The 19,615-nt window shown below is 54.1% G+C and carries 13 protein-coding genes; 4 read left to right on the top strand and 9 right to left on the bottom strand.

Annotated features, from left to right (window positions below; genetic code table 11):
- Positions 1–38: 38 nt before the first annotated feature.
- The 5 genes from CA13_RS05390 to eboE form a co-directional block, all read right to left on the bottom strand.
- Positions 39–3,800 carry a serine/threonine-protein kinase gene (locus tag CA13_RS05390; RefSeq protein ID WP_146394947.1) on the bottom strand — a complete coding sequence of 1,254 codons (3,762 nt, stop codon included), beginning with the start codon at positions 3,798–3,800 and terminating at the stop codon, positions 39–41.
- A gap of 563 nt (positions 3,801–4,363) precedes the next feature.
- Positions 4,364–5,278 carry a dihydroorotate dehydrogenase gene (locus CA13_RS05385; protein ID WP_146394946.1) on the bottom strand — a complete coding sequence of 305 codons (915 nt, stop codon included), beginning with the start codon at positions 5,276–5,278 and terminating at the stop codon, positions 4,364–4,366.
- 137 nt (positions 5,279–5,415) lie between these two features.
- Positions 5,416–6,042 (bottom strand): phosphopantothenoylcysteine decarboxylase domain-containing protein, encoded by a 627-nt coding sequence (locus CA13_RS05380; RefSeq protein WP_419193966.1) that lies wholly within the window; start codon positions 6,040–6,042, stop codon positions 5,416–5,418.
- A 38-nt stretch (positions 6,043–6,080) separates the two neighbouring features.
- Entirely contained in the window at positions 6,081–6,446 is a 366-nt protein-coding gene (locus CA13_RS05375; protein ID WP_146394945.1) for a tellurite resistance TerB family protein, read from the bottom strand.
- Positions 6,447–6,488: 42 nt separating this feature from the next.
- Positions 6,489–7,718 (bottom strand): metabolite traffic protein EboE, encoded by a 1,230-nt coding sequence (eboE, locus tag CA13_RS05370; protein WP_146394944.1) that lies wholly within the window; start codon positions 7,716–7,718, stop codon positions 6,489–6,491.
- A 273-nt stretch (positions 7,719–7,991) separates the two neighbouring features.
- Between eboE and CA13_RS05365 the strand changes: the two genes are divergently transcribed.
- Positions 7,992–9,080 carry a beta-ketoacyl-ACP synthase III gene (locus CA13_RS05365; RefSeq protein WP_473087442.1) on the top strand — a complete coding sequence of 363 codons (1,089 nt, stop codon included), beginning with the start codon at positions 7,992–7,994 and terminating at the stop codon, positions 9,078–9,080.
- 33 nt (positions 9,081–9,113) lie between these two features.
- On the opposite strand, the gene nadA is transcribed toward CA13_RS05365, so the two are convergent.
- On the bottom strand, positions 9,114–10,304 hold the full coding sequence (gene nadA / locus CA13_RS05360) for a quinolinate synthase NadA (protein ID WP_146394943.1): 1,191 nt from the start codon (positions 10,302–10,304) through the stop codon (positions 9,114–9,116).
- Positions 10,305–10,430: 126 nt separating this feature from the next.
- On the bottom strand, positions 10,431–10,691 hold the full coding sequence (locus CA13_RS05355; protein WP_146394942.1) for a FliM/FliN family flagellar motor switch protein: 261 nt from the start codon (positions 10,689–10,691) through the stop codon (positions 10,431–10,433).
- A gap of 286 nt (positions 10,692–10,977) precedes the next feature.
- On the opposite strand from CA13_RS05355, the gene CA13_RS05350 reads away from it, so the two are divergent.
- From CA13_RS05350 to CA13_RS05340, 3 genes are all read left to right on the top strand, one after another.
- Positions 10,978–11,766: an NRDE family protein gene (locus CA13_RS05350; RefSeq protein ID WP_146394941.1), complete on the top strand. Its 789-nt coding sequence runs from the start codon at positions 10,978–10,980 to the stop codon at positions 11,764–11,766.
- A gap of 249 nt (positions 11,767–12,015) precedes the next feature.
- Complete coding sequence (locus CA13_RS05345; protein ID WP_419193965.1) at positions 12,016–14,520, top strand: hypothetical protein; 2,505 nt, start codon at positions 12,016–12,018, stop codon at positions 14,518–14,520.
- A 659-nt stretch (positions 14,521–15,179) separates the two neighbouring features.
- On the top strand, positions 15,180–16,037 hold the full coding sequence (locus tag CA13_RS05340; protein ID WP_146394939.1) for a PEP-CTERM sorting domain-containing protein: 858 nt from the start codon (positions 15,180–15,182) through the stop codon (positions 16,035–16,037).
- Positions 16,038–16,289: 252 nt separating this feature from the next.
- Here CA13_RS05340 and CA13_RS05335 read toward each other — a convergent pair whose 3' ends face one another.
- On the bottom strand, positions 16,290–16,781 hold the full coding sequence (locus CA13_RS05335; protein ID WP_146394938.1) for a hypothetical protein: 492 nt from the start codon (positions 16,779–16,781) through the stop codon (positions 16,290–16,292).
- Positions 16,782–16,783: 2 nt separating this feature from the next.
- The coding region (locus CA13_RS05330; protein WP_419193964.1) for a S1 RNA-binding domain-containing protein at positions 16,784–19,615 on the bottom strand (2,832 nt) is incomplete at its 5' end.

The raw sequence follows: 19,615 nt of genomic DNA, 5'->3' as shown, positions 1-19,615 counted from the left end.
GCTAGTCGCAAACGCGAATTGCAAAGCAATCCACGGCGTTATTCCACCGTATACAATCTTGCGAAACGCGATGGACGTTTCACGCCGTGGCGGTGCATGCGTTCGATCAGGCTTCCCTGTGATTGGCCCGTTTGCAGGACCGACAACGCATCTTCGGCTGCTAATTGATAGGGCCGTAAATGTTGGGCCTTGGCAAGGGCAATCGCTTCAACAAATAGGGACTCCGTTTGATTCCGCGACGCCTGGTCCGGTTGCGTCATCGTTAACAACAACCCACCGTAGAGCAGCGATAACGTATCGGCAAACGCATTTTGTTCACGTTTCAATTGCTCGATATGTTTTTTGGCAAGTTTGCTCCACTTCTCATCGGAGGTAGTCTTAAGCAAGTGCAGACATAGAAGCGCGCCGAGCGAAGCGGTTAAGACTCGCCACAATTGGAACCGCGAAAACGGCAGCTTCTTCAGTTGCGGAGCTAGTATCTTAAATTCATCCCATCCGGATTCAAAATCGCCTTGGTAAAGTTTCAAGTGAATTTTGGCGATCCATTCTGTGAAATCGAACGCTTGAACATTCGGGTTCGATTGAAGCGATTTCGCGTTTTCGTCTCGGATTCGAGAACACTCACTCGCTTGGTCTCGCACCAACCAAGCTGATGCTCCCATCGCGCCGCTGACCATCAACCATTCCAACAAATCGTTTCTTTGCTTCGCATCGTCTTGCATTTCCGACGACGCTTCGACCATTTGGTGCCAACGGCCGGTGTGCCATAAGGCCCAGGGTTGGAACCATCGCGTGTGCAAGATTTCGAAACTGAGCGGGTCGCTTGGGGCGCGGTAATGTTGCAAGCACGTTTCGAGTGCCGCACCGACCCGTTGCCAACGCATCGAGAACACGTGAGAAAAAGTCACACCGGCCCAAACGTCACCGATCGTTTTTGACGAACCAAGTGCGTTGGCTCTGGAAAGCAATTCCTGCAAAGCGATTTCGCTTCGGACGCGAACCATCCCACGGTCGTAGCATCCAAAGACCGTTTCGCCGATCTCCGCCAAAATCCGTTGGCTCTCGGTTCCGTATCGCAACGCGTCAATGGCGCCGCGGCTATTCAGTTCGGCGGCATAGAGGTTGTCGAATGCGCTAAGCGGCCGCGCAATTGCCAAGCACAACTGCAATCGTTGACGCTCCCTCAACGAGCCCGCTTTTGCTTTGGTTTGTTTTCGACGCAGCGTCTTGCACACTGAAAGTTGAATCCAAAGTCTCAGTAGATTCAGTTTGCCAAGCCAATCCGGTTTCGACAAAGGAGCGCCGACGAGTCGGGCGAGCGAACGGAGTTGGTCTTGCGCGGCTGGGAAACGACCGCTTCGAATCAAAAGTGCGGTTGCAACCAATTGGTGTTCAATACTCTCGTCGGCGTCCACTTCCGAGGCCAACATTTGATAGTACTCGGCGGCTTCGGTCGGCCGGTCCGCTTCGGCAAACGTCATCGCCGCTTGCCGAATTCGTTCGATCCGTTCTTCGCCACTAAGGAAAGGGATCACGCGGGCGTGCCAGCGAGCAGCTTCGGTTTTCGCTACGTATCGCTCGGCATCTTCCGCAGCCATGATCGCGTAGGATACGGCTCGGCTTGGTTCTTCGGCAGCAAAGAAGTGGCCTGCGATTCGTGCGGCGAATTGATCGCTGCCGTTTTGCCGCGACAAATAGTTCCCCCAATCCGAATGGCATTGTCGCCGTTCTTCTTCACTAAACGCCTCTAATAGACCGTCACCCATCCGGTCGTGAATGATCGAAATGCATTCGGCCCCGGTCGCCTCGTCGCGGATCAAACGCTGTTGAGACAATTCGGAGACCGCAACATCAACGTTCTCTCCTAATTTTGTCAATTGGCTAAGTTGATACATCGAGACTTGTCGATCAGCTGTTGCGATATACGCCAACACTGTTTTCGCTTCTTCACTAAGCCGATTCATTCGCATTCGCCAAACTTGGTCAATGCTTGTGATCGTGATTGGCTCGTTGGGTTCGATTTTTCCTGCATCGCTGTCGCTGCGTTGATGGAGTACGCCGCCAACGCGAAACTCCTCCGAAAAATCAATTAGCCGAAATGGATTACCCGATGCCGCTTGAATGAGCTCTTGAACGAGCGATTCGTTGATCGTGGCGTGATAACGTCGCGAGGCGTTCACTAACAAGGCTCGAGCCGCCGTCTCCGAAATCGCGTTTAGGGATAGAGTCGCCGTTGGTGGAGAAATTTGTCGGTCTCCCGCCACGTGACTGGCGGTAATGATCCCGAGCATACCGCCCGAAACACTCTGCAATCGATCGAGTACGTTCAGGCTATCGCGGTCCGCCCACTGGGAATCGTCGATGATCAACACCAACGGTCCCACGATTCGCAATTCCTCGCTTAGTCTGGCCCCCGCTTCGAGAGCGTCAAGTCGTTCGGACACCTTTCGCGCCGGGTCCGCCGACATGCTGGCTCGTACGGCGTTGTGCAGTACAGGAAAAACGCGGTGAAGAATCTCGGCACTGACCGGGTCGACTTCCATCTTCTCGCGATCACTTTTCATGTACCGTGTCGCGATAGCGTCACAGATTTGATCAAACGCTTGCAACGGATGATCTTCGCCACGCCGACATTTGGCGCGAAAAACTTGGCCCCATCGTTTGCCTTTAACGTAGTTTTCGAGTTCATCAAGGAGTCGCGATTTGCCGATTCCCGGTGGCCCTTCAACGTGAAGTCGGCCTACGTTACCGTCGAAAATTTTGTCGATCCATTGTTGCCCGGCAATTAGTTCTTCTTCACGTCCAACGATTGGCGTTTCAATCCACAAGAAACTCGGTGCCTCGGAGGAACCCAGTCGCGTGATTTCGGCCGCCGACGGGCGATCACCGGGATCTTGTTGTAGCATCTCTTCACAGGCTTCACGCAAGATGGTGGGCACGTCGGAGCTCAACTCCGAAAATGCCTCGTGGATCATGTGTTGGTCATCGCTACGGTCTTCTTGGGATCGGATGATGGGCGAGTCATACGGTTTTGAGTTTTGTGCGATAATTCGAAGCGTTTCGAGCACCAACAACCCCAAACTGAAGATGTCGCTAGCAGGCAAATAGAACTGGTCCCAAAGCGTCTCGGGTGCAAAGTAATGTCGCGGTCCTACGAGATAGTCGCGATGACCGCGCGGGTCGCTATCGACATCGATCGTGCCAACCAAGCCATAGTCGATCACCCGACCGTTCCCCTTTTCGTCGACCATCAAGTTAAGGGGCTTGATGTCTCGGTGAACGAGTCCATGCGCGTGCATCATCGCTAGAGCCGATGCATATTGGCGAGTCAGCGAGAGGAGATCCGCATAGACGTTTTTCGTCGCGGGGTTGGTCGCGTTCTTCTTGCACCAACCTGCAAACGTTACACCGTGAATCTCTTCCATTGAAAAAGCGGTATAGTTCTTTAGATGATGAATCCGGTCGATGTGCATCAGGGCCGGGTGCCGAAGTGCAATCATGCGACGGAAACCAAGTTTGTTGCGGACCAAGTCTTCCGTCTTAGTCGGTAGCAACAGTTTTAACGCGCAACGCTTTTGCGTGTCTCGGTTGAGGGCCCGATAGACGTAACCGCTGGATCCTCTGCCAAGCAAGCGTTCGAGATCAAACGGCCCCAGCGAATCGCCTTCGCTCCATGGTGGAGTGGGACGGTCCGACGATGAATCCGATTGGTAGGTATCGCGATCGTTTTGACCGCGCACCTTCGTATCCGAAGATGGACTGAAGGACGACAACCCGTCATCATCGTTTTGATTGAACATGATTGCTTTTTGCCCCGCGGAGACCCACGCCAATCAGGAAATGGAAAGAAGATAATCAGAACGGCATCGATTATAGGCGGATTTGGAGCTGTCGCGAGTGAGTATTTTCTACGTTATGAGACAAAAATGGGCGAATGCGGCGTTCGCGGGTGCCTCTCAAACTCTGTGCCAGCGTTCAGCGTTGGTAGGCCCCAACCGTCGTTGATGATTCGAGTTCAACGGTGTTCGGCAAGCAAAGAGCGGGGACGCCATCGCATCGCAACTCGACGTTTTGTGGGGGCAAACACGTCCTCTCAGCACAGTGCTTGTCGCTATCGAGTGTTGTCGCTATCGAGTGTTGCCAAGCTGAATCGCCTTGCCGAGCTGAATCGCCTTGCCAAGCTGAATCGCCTTGCCGAGCTGAATCGCCTTGCCGAGCTGAATCGTACGAGCTTAAGTGATTCCCGATAGGAACCCAGGGAGTTTGCTGCGGCTGTATCAGTGGAAAACCTCGCACAAACCCTTTGGCCAGCGCCGTCGGCTCACTTGGTTCGCGCCATTACCAATCGAAAGAATATTGGTGCCTAGCCCAATGATCGGACAACTTCTGCGACGCTCGTGGCTTCGATCTCTTGAAGTGCTGCAGGTAATTCGTCGATCAAACGTGTTGAAACGGTGGGGTCGTAGTAATTCGCTGTGCCAATTTGAACGGCACTCGCACCGGCGACGAAGAATTCCATCACATCATCGATCGTGGCAATTCCGCCGATTCCAATGATTGCGATATCAACGGCCGACGCTACTTGATGGACACAGCGCAACGCGATTGGCTTGATCGCTGGGCCACTGAGTCCCCCCATGCCGTTACCGAGCATTGTTTTTTTACGTCGCCAATCAATCGCCATCCCTAAGACAGTGTTGATTAAACAGACGGCATCGGCACCTCCATCGGCTGCACCTTGTGCGATCTCGGCGATCCGCGTGACGTTCGGAGTGAGTTTCGCAAGTACAGGAACTTTGCATCGGTCGCGAGTGGATTGGACGACTTCGCGACACGAGTTTGCGTTGGTACCAAAGTCGATGCCGCCACTTACGTTGGGGCATGACAAATTCAATTCGATCGCCGAAACACCTTCTTCGTTTCCTACTCGTTCCGCTAACGACACGAATTCGTCGGTTGTCCGTCCTGCGACGCTGACGACAATCGAAGTTCCAAGGGATCGTAGATAGGGTAAGTGGTTTTCGAGGAAGGCATCGACGCCGTCATTGTCCAATCCAATTGCGTTGAGTAACCCCGCCGAGGTTTCAACGGTTCGCCACGGAGCATTGCCGACCCGCGGCTCCGCGGTGATCGTTTTGGGTAGGACCGCGCCAAGTCGTGGAACATCGACTACCTCTTGCATTTCGCGTGCATACCCGAAGGTGCCCGAGGCGACCATAATGGGGTTTTTTAGGGTCAGACGCCCGAGCGTGGTGGAGAGTGACGTGGTATTGGGCATGATTGGCGTTTCGGCTTTGAAATGTCTTGGGACGCCTTTGGTTTGCGTGAAAGGGCGTGAATTCGAGAACGCGTATTTCGAGAGAGAGAGAACGCGTATTTCGAGAGAGAGAACGTCCGGCCACAAAAAAGGCAATGTTATTGAATGAACTTCGTGATTTTCTTGAGTAGTTTTCGGGCGACGATTTCTTTGTTTCCGTGGATCGCAGCGATGACGTTTCCAGCGCCATCGAGTAGCTCAACGTCGTTTTGGTCTGAATCGATCGCTTGCGGGCCATTGCTGACGATTAGGTCGCAAAGCTTTTTTTCCAATTTCACGGTCGCTCGGAAACGACGGTCTTGGGTTTCCAGGGCAAATCCAACCACCCATTGGCCGCGTCGTTTTTGTTGTCCAAGTGTCGCGACAATATCAGGTGTTTCGACCAATTCCAATTGCAGCGGTTCGCCTGTCTTTGCGATTTTCTGCTTTTGAATGAATCGCGGCATGTAGTCGCACGGCGCGGCAGCTCCGATTGCTCCGTCGCATTTCGCAAACGTCTCGGTCGCGGCCTCAAGCATCTCGTCGGTCGTCACGACGTTGATCAATTTGGCTCGCAACGGATACTCGACCGAAACAGGCCCGGACACGATCACCACCTCGTGCCCCTCATTAATCGCAGCGCTGGCCAAAGCCGCACCCATCCGTCCGCTTGAGGCATTGGTCAGGTAACGAACTGGATCAAGGTATTGCCGGGTCGGACCGGACGTAATCAGAATTCGGGCCACGACGGATGCGCTACCAAAAGAGTTAAGAGACGTGCGTGTTATTTGGAGTTAAGCGTCTTGTCGATGATGCGATCAACATCTTCGCGTGACAAGTCCATCATCACGGCCGCCAATGCAAACAGCCGTTTTTCGGATTCTTCCAAATGAGCGTCTGCGGCCATCACTCGTATCAACTCGCTCAGCAAGGCTTCGCGTTCGCTAGGGGCCACAGGCAATTCGAGTGCAGCATCATCACCTAGCCCAAACTCGACTGCTTTTTCCAATTCCGTCTCGTCTAGCCCCAACGCAATACAACGATCCGCAACCAAGTTCACTTCGCGTTCGCCCAGCGATCCATCCGCTAGCGCCATCACGACAAGGTTGCGCAACAGTCGTCGTCGTTTGTTGAGTGTGTCTTCGCTCATAGCCTTGATGGTACCCCGCCTGGAATTGCCGCGAAAGCCCCACTACATGCTGTCGATCCACTCTTTGTTGAGCCAGCGGATTTCAGTAGCGACATCATCGGCTAAGCCTCGTTTGCGCATTGCCTCGGGCAACACGGTCCAGGCATACGTTTCGATTTCGAAATGGCCGGTGAAATCAATCGTCGGCGTTGCCAATGCGGCGTCATCATGAAGAGCTTTCAGGCACTTTAGGATCTCGGATTGACTGGTCGAAAGCCGCCCGAATCGTTCCAAGAAAATGGGAACATGAAAATGGACCACCCAACGCATGTCCCCTTGTGCTGGGTCACCCGAGGCTTGTGCGGGGTCACCCGAGGTAGGGGTCTGCGAGAGCAGCTGTGGTAAATCCTCAACCAAGGTAAACGATCCGTCAGCGGCCATTCGACCGGTTTGATGCAAATATCGGTCTTCCGCGAATTGGGCCAATTGCTCGATTGCCTCTTGGCGGCGATGAATCGCCATGGAATCCCAATCAGCGACGACCGCACTGCTGACTTGAACCTTGCCAATTCCGATTCCTGCAGCTGCGTAACGGCTGAGCACCTCCTGCTGCGGTTCCATCATCACTGCGCTATGGCAAATGTCATGGCAAACTTGGATGTAGCGTCGATGGACCGAATTGGGAAGTTGTTTTTCAAACCACTGGATCAAGTCCGTGGCCGAATCCAGAATGCATCCTGGCTCCGGTTCGATCGCCACCACGATTCGCCGGCCCGATCGCGCTTCCAAAGCCGCGAGGAAGTCGGCCAAATCACGCAACTGGGTACCAGCCAAGTCAAGTTCCTTGGATTTGGCCAATCCCAAATGAATCGAATCGGTTGGCCATCCAATCGGCAACGTACTGATCGATCCGACCTTCTGGGATTCCGGCAGTAGAGATGTCATCACGTGCGCGAGCTGTTTCGTATAAACCAACCGCCGCGGGTCCCACCATGCTGGTTCGTAAACCTGATGTTTCACGATATCTTGGTGAAAATTGTCGTAAGGAAATCCGTTGATGGTGAACGCTTCCAAGTGCCGTTGATCTAGAAATGCCCGGAATTCTCGCATCTCCTCGTCGCTGGCGGCCAGCTGCGAAGCCGCTTTTTGGGGAAGCCACAAGCCGACTCCGAGGGGGGCGTCGCCTGTCAAGTTGCGATGGACATCCACTGCGTATCGCTGCAAATTGTCGCGAATGGTATCGAGGTCAGTTCCCGCATGGACGTTCGTGCAATAGCCAATCGTAGAAATCATCCGATCATTCCCTGACGCGGAGAAAAATGAAAATGGAAAAGGAGCGTGGTTACGCCTGAAGCGTGGTTACGCCTGTGTAGTGTAGAAAAAAACACTCTACCGCGTCAGCACCTTAATTTATGGGGTGGCCCAGGACGCTTTTGGGGGTGTCTAACGCAACTGTGCTCAAATAGCTATACTCTCGACCCTTTGCTGAGGAATTGTCCGAAATTCAAATTCCCGCCCGACCGAATGCAATCCGAAAATTGCAGTTTTTTCCCACTAAAAGCTCGTATGACAGACACTAATCTGGTTCCCGGAAACACAACACGGGACGCCTCGACAACGGATTTGAAAGAAGGCCACACCAGCCCAATCGCCACAAGAGGCCGGATGGGTAAAATCGCTGGCGTCCAGATCGCGGGGATCGGCACCTACGTGCCTGAGAAGATCGTCACCAACGAAGACCTGGCGGCTCTCGGTTGTGATAGCGAATGGATTATCCGCCGAACGGGTATTAAAGAGCGACGACACGCGGCCCCCGATCAAGTCACGAGTGACTTGGCTTACGAAGCGGCTCTCAAAACGCTCAAATCCGCTGGCCGCACCGCTGACGAAGTCGACTTGATTATTGTCGCCACGATGACCCCCGACCATCCATCACCCTCAACTGCGTGCTACTTGCAAGGCCGCCTTGGCTCGGTCGCTCCGGCGATGGACGTCAGTGCTGCCTGTGCCGGATTCATGTACGCAATGTTGACGGCGGGACAATTTGTTGCCACCGGGAACAGTAAGTGTGCCTTGGTGGTCGGTTCCGATTTGATGAGCCGGTCGGTCGACCCCAAAGACGTGAAGACATTCCCCCTGTTCGGTGACGGCGCCGGCGCAGCGATCCTAACCCCAACCGAGAAAACGGAATCCTCGGGAATCTTGTCATACCAATTATGCAGCGAAGGTTGGGGAGCCGATTTGCTTCGCATCCCTGCCGGAGGAACGCGTCGCCAATTGACCCCGGAAGCATTTGGCAATGGAGAGCATTTTTTGGCGATGGACGGTCGTGGCGTCTTCAAATGGGCGGTAAGAGTCATCGATGAGAGCATCGAACAAGTGCTTGCGGATGCTAATGTGACGGCTGACGAATTGAAGTTGGTCGTGATGCATCAAGCGAATGAACGAATCATCGATTCCGCAGTCGCGGGCCTAAAGCTTGCACCCGAGAAGGTGCTGATGAATTTGGATCGCTACGGCAATACATCAGCAGCCAGCATCCCACTCGTGCTGGATGACGCGATTGCTCAAGGGCGTCTCGAACGAGGTGATTTGGTTTTGCTCTGCGGCTTCGGGGCTGGTTTATCGTGGGGAACGGCACTGATGCGATGGTAGGATTCGCGTGACGCTGAGCGCTACTACGAGCTACTATTTCACCGCTAGCATCCGCTCCAATGCAATCAGACTCCACTTCGAAGTCTCTTCCTCGACTTCGATTTTGTTAACCACAACGCCATCGCGAAGGTTTTCAAGCGTCCAACACAGGTGTGGCAAATCAATCCGGTACATCGTCGCACACATGCATACCACCGGACTGAGGAAATGAATCTCCTGCTCCGGATGCTCGGCCTTTAACCGGTTCACCAAATGCAACTCCGTTCCAATCGCCCATTTTGTCCCGGCGGGGCTGTTGCGAACCGTTTGGATAATCTTGCCAGTGCTTCCCGAAACATCTGCGAGATCATTCACTTCTCGCGGGCATTCGGGGTGAACGAGGATTTTGATTCCGGGATACTGTTTGCGGAATCCTGCGACATGCTCTGCGCGAAACATTTGATGGACGCTGCAGTGCCCTTTCCACAAAATCACTCGGCTGTGTTCGATCGCCTCATCCGAGTTTCCGCCTAACTCTAATTGGTAGGGATCCCAAACGGGCATTTCCGATTCCTCGATCCCCATTTTTAAAGCCGTGTTGCGGCCGAGATGTTGATCGGGGAAAAAGAACACTCGATCACCTCGTTCAAACGCCCACTCCAAAACCGCCTGGGCGTTGCTACTCGTACAAACAATTCCTCCGTGTCGACCACAGAAAGCTTTCAAGCTTGCGGCGCTATTGATATAGGTCACTGGAATGACTCGCTCGGTATCGATCACTTCGGACATGTCGGCCCAAGCCGCTTCCACTTGGCGGATGCCAGCCATGTCTGCCATGGAGCAGCCTGCGGCCATGTCGGGCAATGTCACGGTGATCCGACGGCCCTCTCGTTCAGCCAATTTTTGGGGTCGGTTGGCCAATATGTCGGCCGTTTCGGCCATGAAATGGACACCACAAAAAACAATCGTCTCGCACGCTGTGCTACTCGCCGCTCGTTCGCTGAGTTGATAGCTATCGCCACGAAGATCCGAATGCTCGATCACCTCGTCTTGTTGGTAATGATGGCCAAGAATCAACAGCCGATCGCCAAAGTGTTTCCGCACCGCTTCGATACGCGACTGTAGTTCGTCGGCTTCGAGCGATTTATAAGGTTTTAGCGAATGGAGTGCACCGGAATCCGCAGGAGCGGCAATCACGGGAATATTAAGAGCGTTCTTTTCGTTCGAAACGGGTTTCAAAGTCATTTCCTGTTGGAGGCAATCAAGCAGCGATCATGAATTATAGAGCGCCACGGTCAAGCCACCAACCGATCCTCGTTTCCCGGTCGCTGCGCTGCGAGCAAATCGGGACGTGAAAAATCAAGGAGGATGTTACTCTTCCTCGCGCAGAATTTCGCGGATTCGCAACCCGAACTTGTCGCCGATTTTAACTGTCTCCCCTTTTGCTATCGGACATTCCCCGACTTCTAGCGTCAACGGTTCGTCACAATGCGAATCAAATGTCAGCATTGAACCAGGGACCAAATCGATGATCCGGCTCAGTGGGACTTGTTGTCTTGCTAGCGTAACGCTGACCGTCGTTTGGATGCCGAGAACCGCTTGCGAATAGCTGTTGGAGTTTGGGATTTCCATGGAAAGAGTGTTCGTTTGTTCGGTGTTTGGGGTCGAAAAGCATGCTGATTTCCCCTTCTATCGTCCGAAACGATCGCCAAAGATTGCCCAGAGTTCGGCTAGGCGACTTGAAAGCACCTTAATTAGGCGTTTTTTTATGCGAACCACCCGCCGGGGGGTGTAGGTCGAGTCCAAGCGTAGATACATTATTGCCTGTTGGAGCAAAACGACCCTTTGACAAAGTCTTGGATGTTTGCTTTAGCCGGAGAATTTTCACTCAACCGATCTTTGAAAAGAAAGCTGCGAAATGTGCTTATTGGCCGTTCAGTATCGCTTGGTACCCGAAAGTCCCATTTTGGTCGCTGCCAATCGCGAAGAATACTACAGCCGCTCGAGTTTGTCACCGTCGATCCAATCTGGCAAGCCTCGCGTTTTGTGCGGGATTGACCAGAAGGCGGGCGGCACATGGCTCGGAGTGAACCAGAACGGCGTTTTTGTCGGCCTTTGTAACCGTGCGACAACGATGCCACTTTTTGGGCAACGATCGCGAGGGCTGCTCGCTCTTGACCTGCTCCGTTGCACCAGCGCCGACAAGGCACTCGACAAAGCACACGCCGAATTCGCAAAAACTCGCTACGAAGGCTGCAACATCATTGTTGCTGACGCGAAGAGTGGTTATGCAATTCATGCGGACGAGCGTCAAGAGGTCGTCGAATTGCACGACGGTTTGAACATCATTGGTGCGCGCAACTTAAACGACCCCGAAGATCAACGTGTGCGAATGGCTCGCCGCTTGTTGACTTTGCAAACGCTCGACTCACCAGTGAAATTCTTGGCGGTTGCAAGCAAGGTATTCGCGCGAGCCCCCGTCGGACCGGGGCGTCCGAGCATGGTGATTCGCAACAACGACTATGGAACGCTCTGTAGCACATTGATTGCATTGGGTGTCAAACCACGCGACGCGATCTACCAATTCAGCAACGGGGCGCCAGACGAAGCGAAATACGAAGATTATTCGCCCATGCTACGTGATATCCTCAGTCGCGGCCTTCGCGAGGCTCGCACCAAAGCAAAAACGACTAATTCTGAAGCCTAAGACTGTAAGGCGTTTACGATTCAGAGCTGGTCCCTATGGGATCAGCTCTTTCTATATTGCCCTCGCTTTTCTTTGATTGCGTCTTCTGTTTCTTTGGTAGCATCTCTTGAAGCACGGCTAGGTTTATCCGCTTAGGGCTCCGTCGCGCTGGAAAATCTTTAACTGCTCTTCACGCAACCAAGCTTTTTTTGGTAACGACATCATCTAGCCGCTGGATTAGGCTAGTTTTCTCGCGAAGGAATGCGACCGATGAAACCGTTTGGTGTTCGACTTGCTGCAGGTGCTGTTACCATTTTGCTTGGTGCCCTGGCAGCTGCTCAAGCTCAAAAAGACCGTAGTGACGACAACGAATCAAGCTGGACCTTGAACGCGTCGACCAATCTCAGCCAACCACCGACTCCGATTTCCGGGATCGATACTGAGATGCGTCAGTCGTTTGCCAATGTCCCGCCAGCCTTTCCCGCTCCAATTGTTGCGCCGGACATGGGGGCGGTCGAACAGGTCCAGTACATTGAGCCTGTGGAGGCACCCACGCCAGCGCCGATGGAAGGTAGCAGTGGCACGCCCTCGCTGCGTCTCCCTGGCGGCTTCCAGGATGATGCCCAAGTCAACGCGAATGCTCTCACGAACGATTCGGCTTCTGCAGCCGAGGCACCATCGATGGCAATGCCGTTTGCGGGTATGCCAACACCTGGTTTGCCCGAGTCAGAACCGAACTTGCCATCTTCCGCAATGCCATCCGCGATGCCCGGCGCAATGCCATCCGCGATGCCCGGTGCAATGCCATCCGCGATGCCCGGCGCAATGCCATCCGCGATGCCCGGTGCGATGCCATCCGCGACGACCGTGCCCCCCTCGTTGGCAGTCGAATCAAATCCGATGGAAACACTTCCTGTGGCAGAAGTCCCAGGATGGGGACTGCCTAACAACGACCTACCCAACAACGAATTGCCTAACAACGAACTGCCTAACAACGACCTACCCAACAACAAAATCGCTCGCGAGGCTCCGCCCGTAGGCTATGCTCATTCCGAACAGCCAAGCAACATGCTTCGTGGCGAAGAGCCGTTGCCCGGACTTGAGGCATTGCCTAGTCCCGATGTTGCGGTCGAGCCCATGCCTGCACTCGACATGAACCAGTATTCGGTGCCTCCGTTTGAGCCCGCCCCCCAGCCCGCGCCGCAAAGCTACCAAGCATTGGCCGCTCAGCCGCCAGCGATACCACAGCCACAAGCGATACCACAGCCTAATTCGTCGATTGCCGACGAGCGTGTTGCGTCGCGAACAATCCAACCGAACATGGTGCCTGCCGCGACGATACCTACCGCAGCAGTGCCTGTTGCAGTCGATGCAAGCGAAACGCTTGCATCGCCCGGTGATCGACGGTTGGAGGGAATTCAATCGCCCAGTATTGTGATTCAAAAGCGTGCACCAGCGGAAGTAAAAGTTGGCAAACCTGCGTCGTTTGTCATTCATGTTCAAAACGTTGGCTCGGTTGAAGCATTGGACGTTCAAGTTCATGATCGCATTCCACTAGGAATGCGGTTGGTTGATGTGTCGCCAAGTCCCGTCCAGCAAGGTGACTTGTTGGTTTGGGCACTCGGAGCGATGCCGGCCGGAGATGAACGAACGGTGACGCTTCAGTTAATTCCTGAACAAGAGGGCGAACTTGGTAGCGTTGCTCGGGTAACATTCGAAGCGGCGGCCTCGGTTCGCACCGTAAGTACACGGCCGGAATTGAAGGTTGTCCAACGTGCTCCTGAGCAAGTTTTGATCGGTCAACAATTGGAAATCGAAGTGGAAGTCTCTAATCCGGGAACCGGTTCGGCTACGGGGGTCGTCGTTCAAGAAGACGTCCCCGATGGCTTAGAGCATCCCAAAGGCAAACAGCTTGACAACATGTTGGGTGATTTGGCCCCAGGGGAAGTGCGTCATCAAGTGCTACGCCTGCGTGCGGTTGAACCCGGTATGATCCAAAACGTCATTCGCTTAGCGTCCGACGACGGAGTCACGGCGGAGCACGCGGTGAATGTTGAGGTGGTTGCACCTGAGTTACAGGTCGGATTGTCGGGACCGTCAAGGCGGTTCCTTGAACGACAAGCGACCTACCAACTTGACGTTGGCAATGCGGGAACAGCGGACGCGACGAATGTTGAGATCGTGGCCCAGCTTGATCGCGGCTTTACGTTTGTAAGTACTGATTATGAAGGCCAATACGATCCAACAAGACACGCCGTTTACTGGTCGCTGAAAAATTTACCCAAAGGCAAGAACGGCCAAGTGCCGCTGACATTATTGCCAGTTGAAGAAGGAAATCGAAAAATTATGATTGAAGCAACAGCCGACCTCGGAACGGTCGCCAAGAGTGAAAGCCTTGTTACGGTTGAGTCGTTAGCAGAACTCACATTCCAAATTACCGATTCATCCGATCCGATCGAGGTCGGTGGCGAAACGGTTTACGAAATCAAACTGGCCAATAGTGGTTCGCGGAATGACTCCAACGTGCGACTGCAATTGCAATTGCCGCCTGGGATCGAGCGGATTAGTGCCGACGGAGATGCTCAAGAGGATGGACGTGGCGGAATTTTCTTTCCACCGAAACCTGAATTGGCAGCCAACAGCGATTTGGTTTACCGAGTCCGTGTTCGTGGCACGGCCCCAGGAACGCATGTGGTCAAGGCGATCGTGATGAGCGACCAGTCGACCGTTCCTGTGACCAAAGAAGAGAGCACGATGGTTTACTCAGACCGTTAGGCGATTGGACTAAAAGTCGGGACATAAGTCGCAGCATCGAATTGCCGCGATGGTCGGACTTAGAGCATTTCTAAGTTGGACGGCGATGGTCCCAAGTCAATTATTGAAATGCACCCGCATCGTACTGCGAAGATGTCATTTAGGTTCTTCGCATTCGATTCTACGATTCTTCGGCGAACCCTCTTCAAGTTCCTGACGCCCGTTCCTGATGGGATCGGTCGGTTTGCATGCCAGTCTAAGTCTTGAGTTCTGGGGCCTTTGTTTCTGGGGCGTAGATCGCGTCACAAGCGAGGCAAAAATAGAAGTCCCCATTTGCAGTGAAGGCAAGGGTGGCTGTGCGGTAAACTGCATCAACGATGTTGGGATCTACTTCTGACGTGGGGTGGGGGCGTGTTCCCGTCGGGCACAAAGGGGCTGTTCTTGTTGTTCGAACGCAAATGGATCGATTATTCTTGCTTGGTTTTGCCAAGAAGAACGGCCACTCAGTGATTTTCGAGTAAGTTTGAAGTAAGCTGGAACCGCCGGAGAGATGTCACCATGGTTTCCGAATAGACGCATCCGATAGGGGATGGGTTGGTCCGGAATTATAGGGGGGCTCCTTGCGAGTTTATTCTCTTGCATGCTGTTATTGCTTCCTGGATTTATGAAAAGAGAAACCAATGAAAAGGCGACTGTGCTTGTCACTTGTTGCGGCGGTGGCAACGTTTGCGATGGCTGGGAGTGTTACCCAAGCGGCTGAAGTGGTCGCGTTTTGGGGATTTGCGAATGATTACGATTTCGATCCCACTCCACCGGCACTAGCTCCAACGAAAATGGATTTCGCTGCTGATTTCGATAACACCGCCAGTGGAAACGCGAATATGCAAGCGTTTATTGGCGATGGAGCGAATTTTGATTTGAATGGTGGAGGCGGTAAGATTGGCTACACGTCTCCCACTAGCGGCGTCGTTTACAGCCCGACGCGCACGCTGAAATGGGACGATCTAAAGGGTGGTGGTAGTGACTTTGATATCGGTGGAATCAGTTTATTTGATGTCGATCGGAAAGATGGAAATCCGGTTACAGTCGGTGATGATTTTGGCAACGATGCGTTGATGTACATTACTGTCGACGGCACTGGTTTTGAAGATCTGGAATTTCGCTTTGACATCGAAGCGACCCCAACAAGTTTGCCGCCAAGCTTTGACGTGTTCTACCGAACCGGTGGAAGTGGAACGTGGTTTCGAGAGCTGAGCCAAAACAACATTCCGTTAGTGTTTCAGGATTACGATCCGGTAGATCTTGACAATCAATTTGGCCAAAGCGGCGAGATTGAACTTTCATCGAGTTTGGACAACCAAGCGATGATTGAACTCATCATCGCTGACTTTGCAAGCGGTGCAGGCAACAGTGAGATGGAGATTGACAATTTCGAGCTTGTCGGGACACCCATCGCCGTTCCGGAGCCAAGTTTTGTCGCATTGCTCCTAGGTGCAACCGGTTGTGGTCTTGTCAGTCGTCGCCGGCGGAAAAAATAGGACGCAATCGTGTCCAAGTTTCACCTAGCCGAGTGTTTGACTCGGCCTAGGTTGTGGGCATCCAAGGGATTTCGTTAGAACCTCGCCAAGCCGGTAGAACCTCGCCAAGCCGGTAGAACCTCGCCAAGCCGTTAGAACCTCGCCAAGCCGTTAGAACCTCGCCAAGCCGGTAGAACCTCGCCAAGTTCGATATCGAACTTGGCCTGGGCTATTTTGATGCCATGTCCACAATGGAAATGCGTAAATGTTAACCTACGCGCTTTTTGCCGCGTAGACTTCGGCATACTCGATGGCCCATGCATCGATCATTCGATCGAACGCATCTTCGCTTGCTTCCGCGATCGGAACAAAGTGATTGCGATTAAAAAGTTCGCGGTTCATCACCGTCGCCTTCCCTCGCAGTTCGAGCACTTGTAAATCGCTGTAGGAAGGAATTGCGATTTCCAGCCGGCTGTATTGGTTCGTTCGTCGGCCCGCTTTGAGACGCAAGTCATCGCGATAGCATGCCGCTCCCCAGCCACCTTCGCCGATCACCGATTCGGTACGAAAACCGGGGAAGTGATCCGCAACTTGGTGTACCGATTTTTCGATCCGTTCCGAGAGAGACAACCTCAGAGCGCTGTGCATTCGCTTGAGCTCCTCGGTCGTCAGTTCTTCCTGGCGTTCGGCCGATGCTTTCTGGGTCGCGCGATGTTTTCCTCGCTCGATCGCTGAGTTCAACCTTGCTTCAAAATCGTCCATGATGTCTAGGCTGGCGTGTCGGAGGATGTCGTAGTTTGGTCGTTTTCAGGCGAGTCGCTTGCGTTTGCCCCGTTGGTTTCATTGGGCGTGTCAACGCTGGCGGTCGTGATTTCCGGTGTGGTCGGTGTCTCGGGCGATGGAGCTTCGGCCTGTTTGGGTTGAGGTGCGGCTTCCATTGCAGCTTCAGACGCGGGGGCTTGTTGTGCCGGTTCCGGCTTGGCTTCCGGTGCTGGCTTGGCTTCCGGTGCTGGCTTGGCTTCCGGTGCTGGCTTGGCTTCCGGTGCTGGCTTGGCTTCTGGTGCCGGTTCCTTTTTTGGTTCAGGCTTGCTCATGAACTGCATCAAATCACCGAAGGATCGAAGCGGCTCGGCGCCTTTCTTCATCGCATCGGAAATTGGTTCGACTGGCTTGCTACTGACAATGCGATAGGATTCGGGTTGTTTGTCACGACCACGACCTCTTCCGCCACCGCGATTATCGCGACCGCGCCCATCACCGCCGCGTTTGGGTCCTCGGTCGCGTCCACCCGATGGTTTGCCGCCACCTGAGCGTCCACCGGCTGCGGGAGCTCCGCTGCGGGCGGGTTGGTTGCCGCGTTGTGTGTTGTCTTTCCCGCCACGTTGACCTTGGCCGCGTCCACCTTGGGGGCCACGTCCACCTTGAGATCCGCGTCCAAATCGTGGGCCAGCTTCGTTTCGGATTGCTTGAAGTTCTGCTTCTCGCTCAGGAGAAATCGCACTCAGCGCGACCCGGCGACGTTTTTCATCGATGCCGGTGACCCAGGTTGTGACGACATCGCCAACTTGGACGGCTTCATGCAAATCTTCGACAAACTTGTCCGACACCTTGCTAACGTGAATCAGTCCGCTGCAATCGGGGGCTAATTCAACGAAGACACCAAACGGCATGACGCCTACTGCAACCCCGATAACCTTGTCGCCGGGCTTCAGCTCTTTGATCGAAGGGACGCTCGTCAAGACGCCGTGCGCTTCCCCGTCATTTGATTCGGAATCGCCGAACGGATCGCACATCCATCGGACCAATTGGTACGCGCGACGGTAACCGATTTGCCATTCTTTGACGCACTTGTCCACCTTTTCCTTTGGTGGTTTGGTTTGTCGGCTCGTATCGACAACGGGCTCCGCTGCCGGTTCGCTGGTGTTTTCTGTGGAATCGACTTCGGCTTCGGCTTGCTCCGCTTGTGGGGTTTCTTCTTGCGGGCTTTCAGCGGCCGGTTCGGCCGACGCTTCTTCGGCCGACGGTACTTCGGTCGTCGGTACTTCGGTCGTCGGTACTTCGGTCGTCGGTACTTCGGGCGTCGGTACTTCGGCCGACGGTTCTTCGGCCGACGGTTCTTCGCTTGAGGCTTCAGCGGGTTTTTCCGCATCGGTTTCGGAGGACGCTTCTTCCGAAGTTAGCCCAAACGGCTTTTCGCTTTCGCCCTCTGCACCCGGCGCTGCCGGGATCTCGGTCACTACTGCCGATGGTGTTGTTTCCGCAGAATCGGATCCGTCGAGTGACTTGACCTTTTTGCGTTCGTCTTCCGTGAAATCAGGAGGCTCATATCCAGCGGGCGTCGCCGGTGGCATCTGAAGTTCAAGGGCGTTTGCCAGTTTCTTTGCCAGGGGATAATCGTCGGGATGGATCAGTGTGGCGTCAAGCGTTTCGTCGCTACCAAAAACTCGCAAGAACGGTAACGCTTGGCGAATCGATGCTGCATCCTGCCAACCTTCGAGATTGGCAATCTGTTCGCGCGAATTGAACAATGCTTCGCGACGCCGTGTGTCAATTGTGTTTGCAACCGATTCGGAAATGCCGGGTAAACGGCTCAGCCACGAAGCGGGCGCTGAATTCACATCCACGCCGCCTCGGGAAGCGCCACTGACGATTACGTCATCGAGCACTTCGAGCAGTGCCGAATCGGACAATTCCCTTTGGAACGAACCAAGACGGAGTTTTAACGGATCGACTTTTGCAATCGCTTGTGCAGGTTGGATCACCGAAAATGCAATCCACGCGGCAGCGCGGAACCGGCGCGGTGTCGACTTCATCTCGCGATCGGCGATCGAGCTGCCCGCGTATGTGTCAGCACCGCTGCGGTCGGCCAAGGTCCATCGAATTGAATTATCGGGCGACTGTTTGATCAATTCGCCCACGGCGACCAAGCAACCTCGTCGCGCCGGACCGTTGCTGATGACGATCAGGTCGACGTGATGAGTGTGGATCAATTCACCCATCCGTAAAACCGCTTGGGATCGCATTCCGGCGGACAGTTGGCAAGGCAAATCTTCGCAATGTAAGATGCGTCCGTCGCTGGAGACGATTGAAGCGGCAGCGGTTCGTGGGCCGACTGCGTCGATCGACAGAATGACTTTCGCTTCGACGCCACCGCGATTGACTTGCGAACGCAAGTGATCCGCTGCGATACCTAGCAGGCGGCCCGATGCACGTTCTTGCAATTCGTCCCACCATGCGGCTTCGGCTGCACCGCGAATATCCGATTCGTTCTCGACGACGACATGTTGCAGCGTGTCGGCAAGCTTTGCATTGATCCGGCCTGCGGCGTTTTGCAGTTCGGCGACCAATTTGTTCGCATCGTATTCGAACGAGCACTGTGCGACTTGGCTGCGGAGGGCGCGGGCCAGCATCACGGTTTGGAAAGAACTGAGCTTATTGGCTGCGATTCGTTTTCCTTCGAGCGGCTTCAAGACGCTCATCAACCAACGTCGCCGACGTTGACGAGGGGATACTTTCTTTTGCTTTTTCGGAGCTGGCGTCTTCGCCTTCGCTTCCTTTTTCTTTTGGCTGGGCTTCTTATCGCTACCCTGCTCGGTGAC

Origin of the sequence: Novipirellula herctigrandis (assembly GCA_007859835.1) — a bacterium.
Lineage (GTDB): Bacteria > Planctomycetota > Planctomycetia > Pirellulales > Pirellulaceae > Novipirellula_A > Novipirellula_A herctigrandis.
This window is presented reverse-complemented; position numbering and strand designations above follow the sequence as displayed.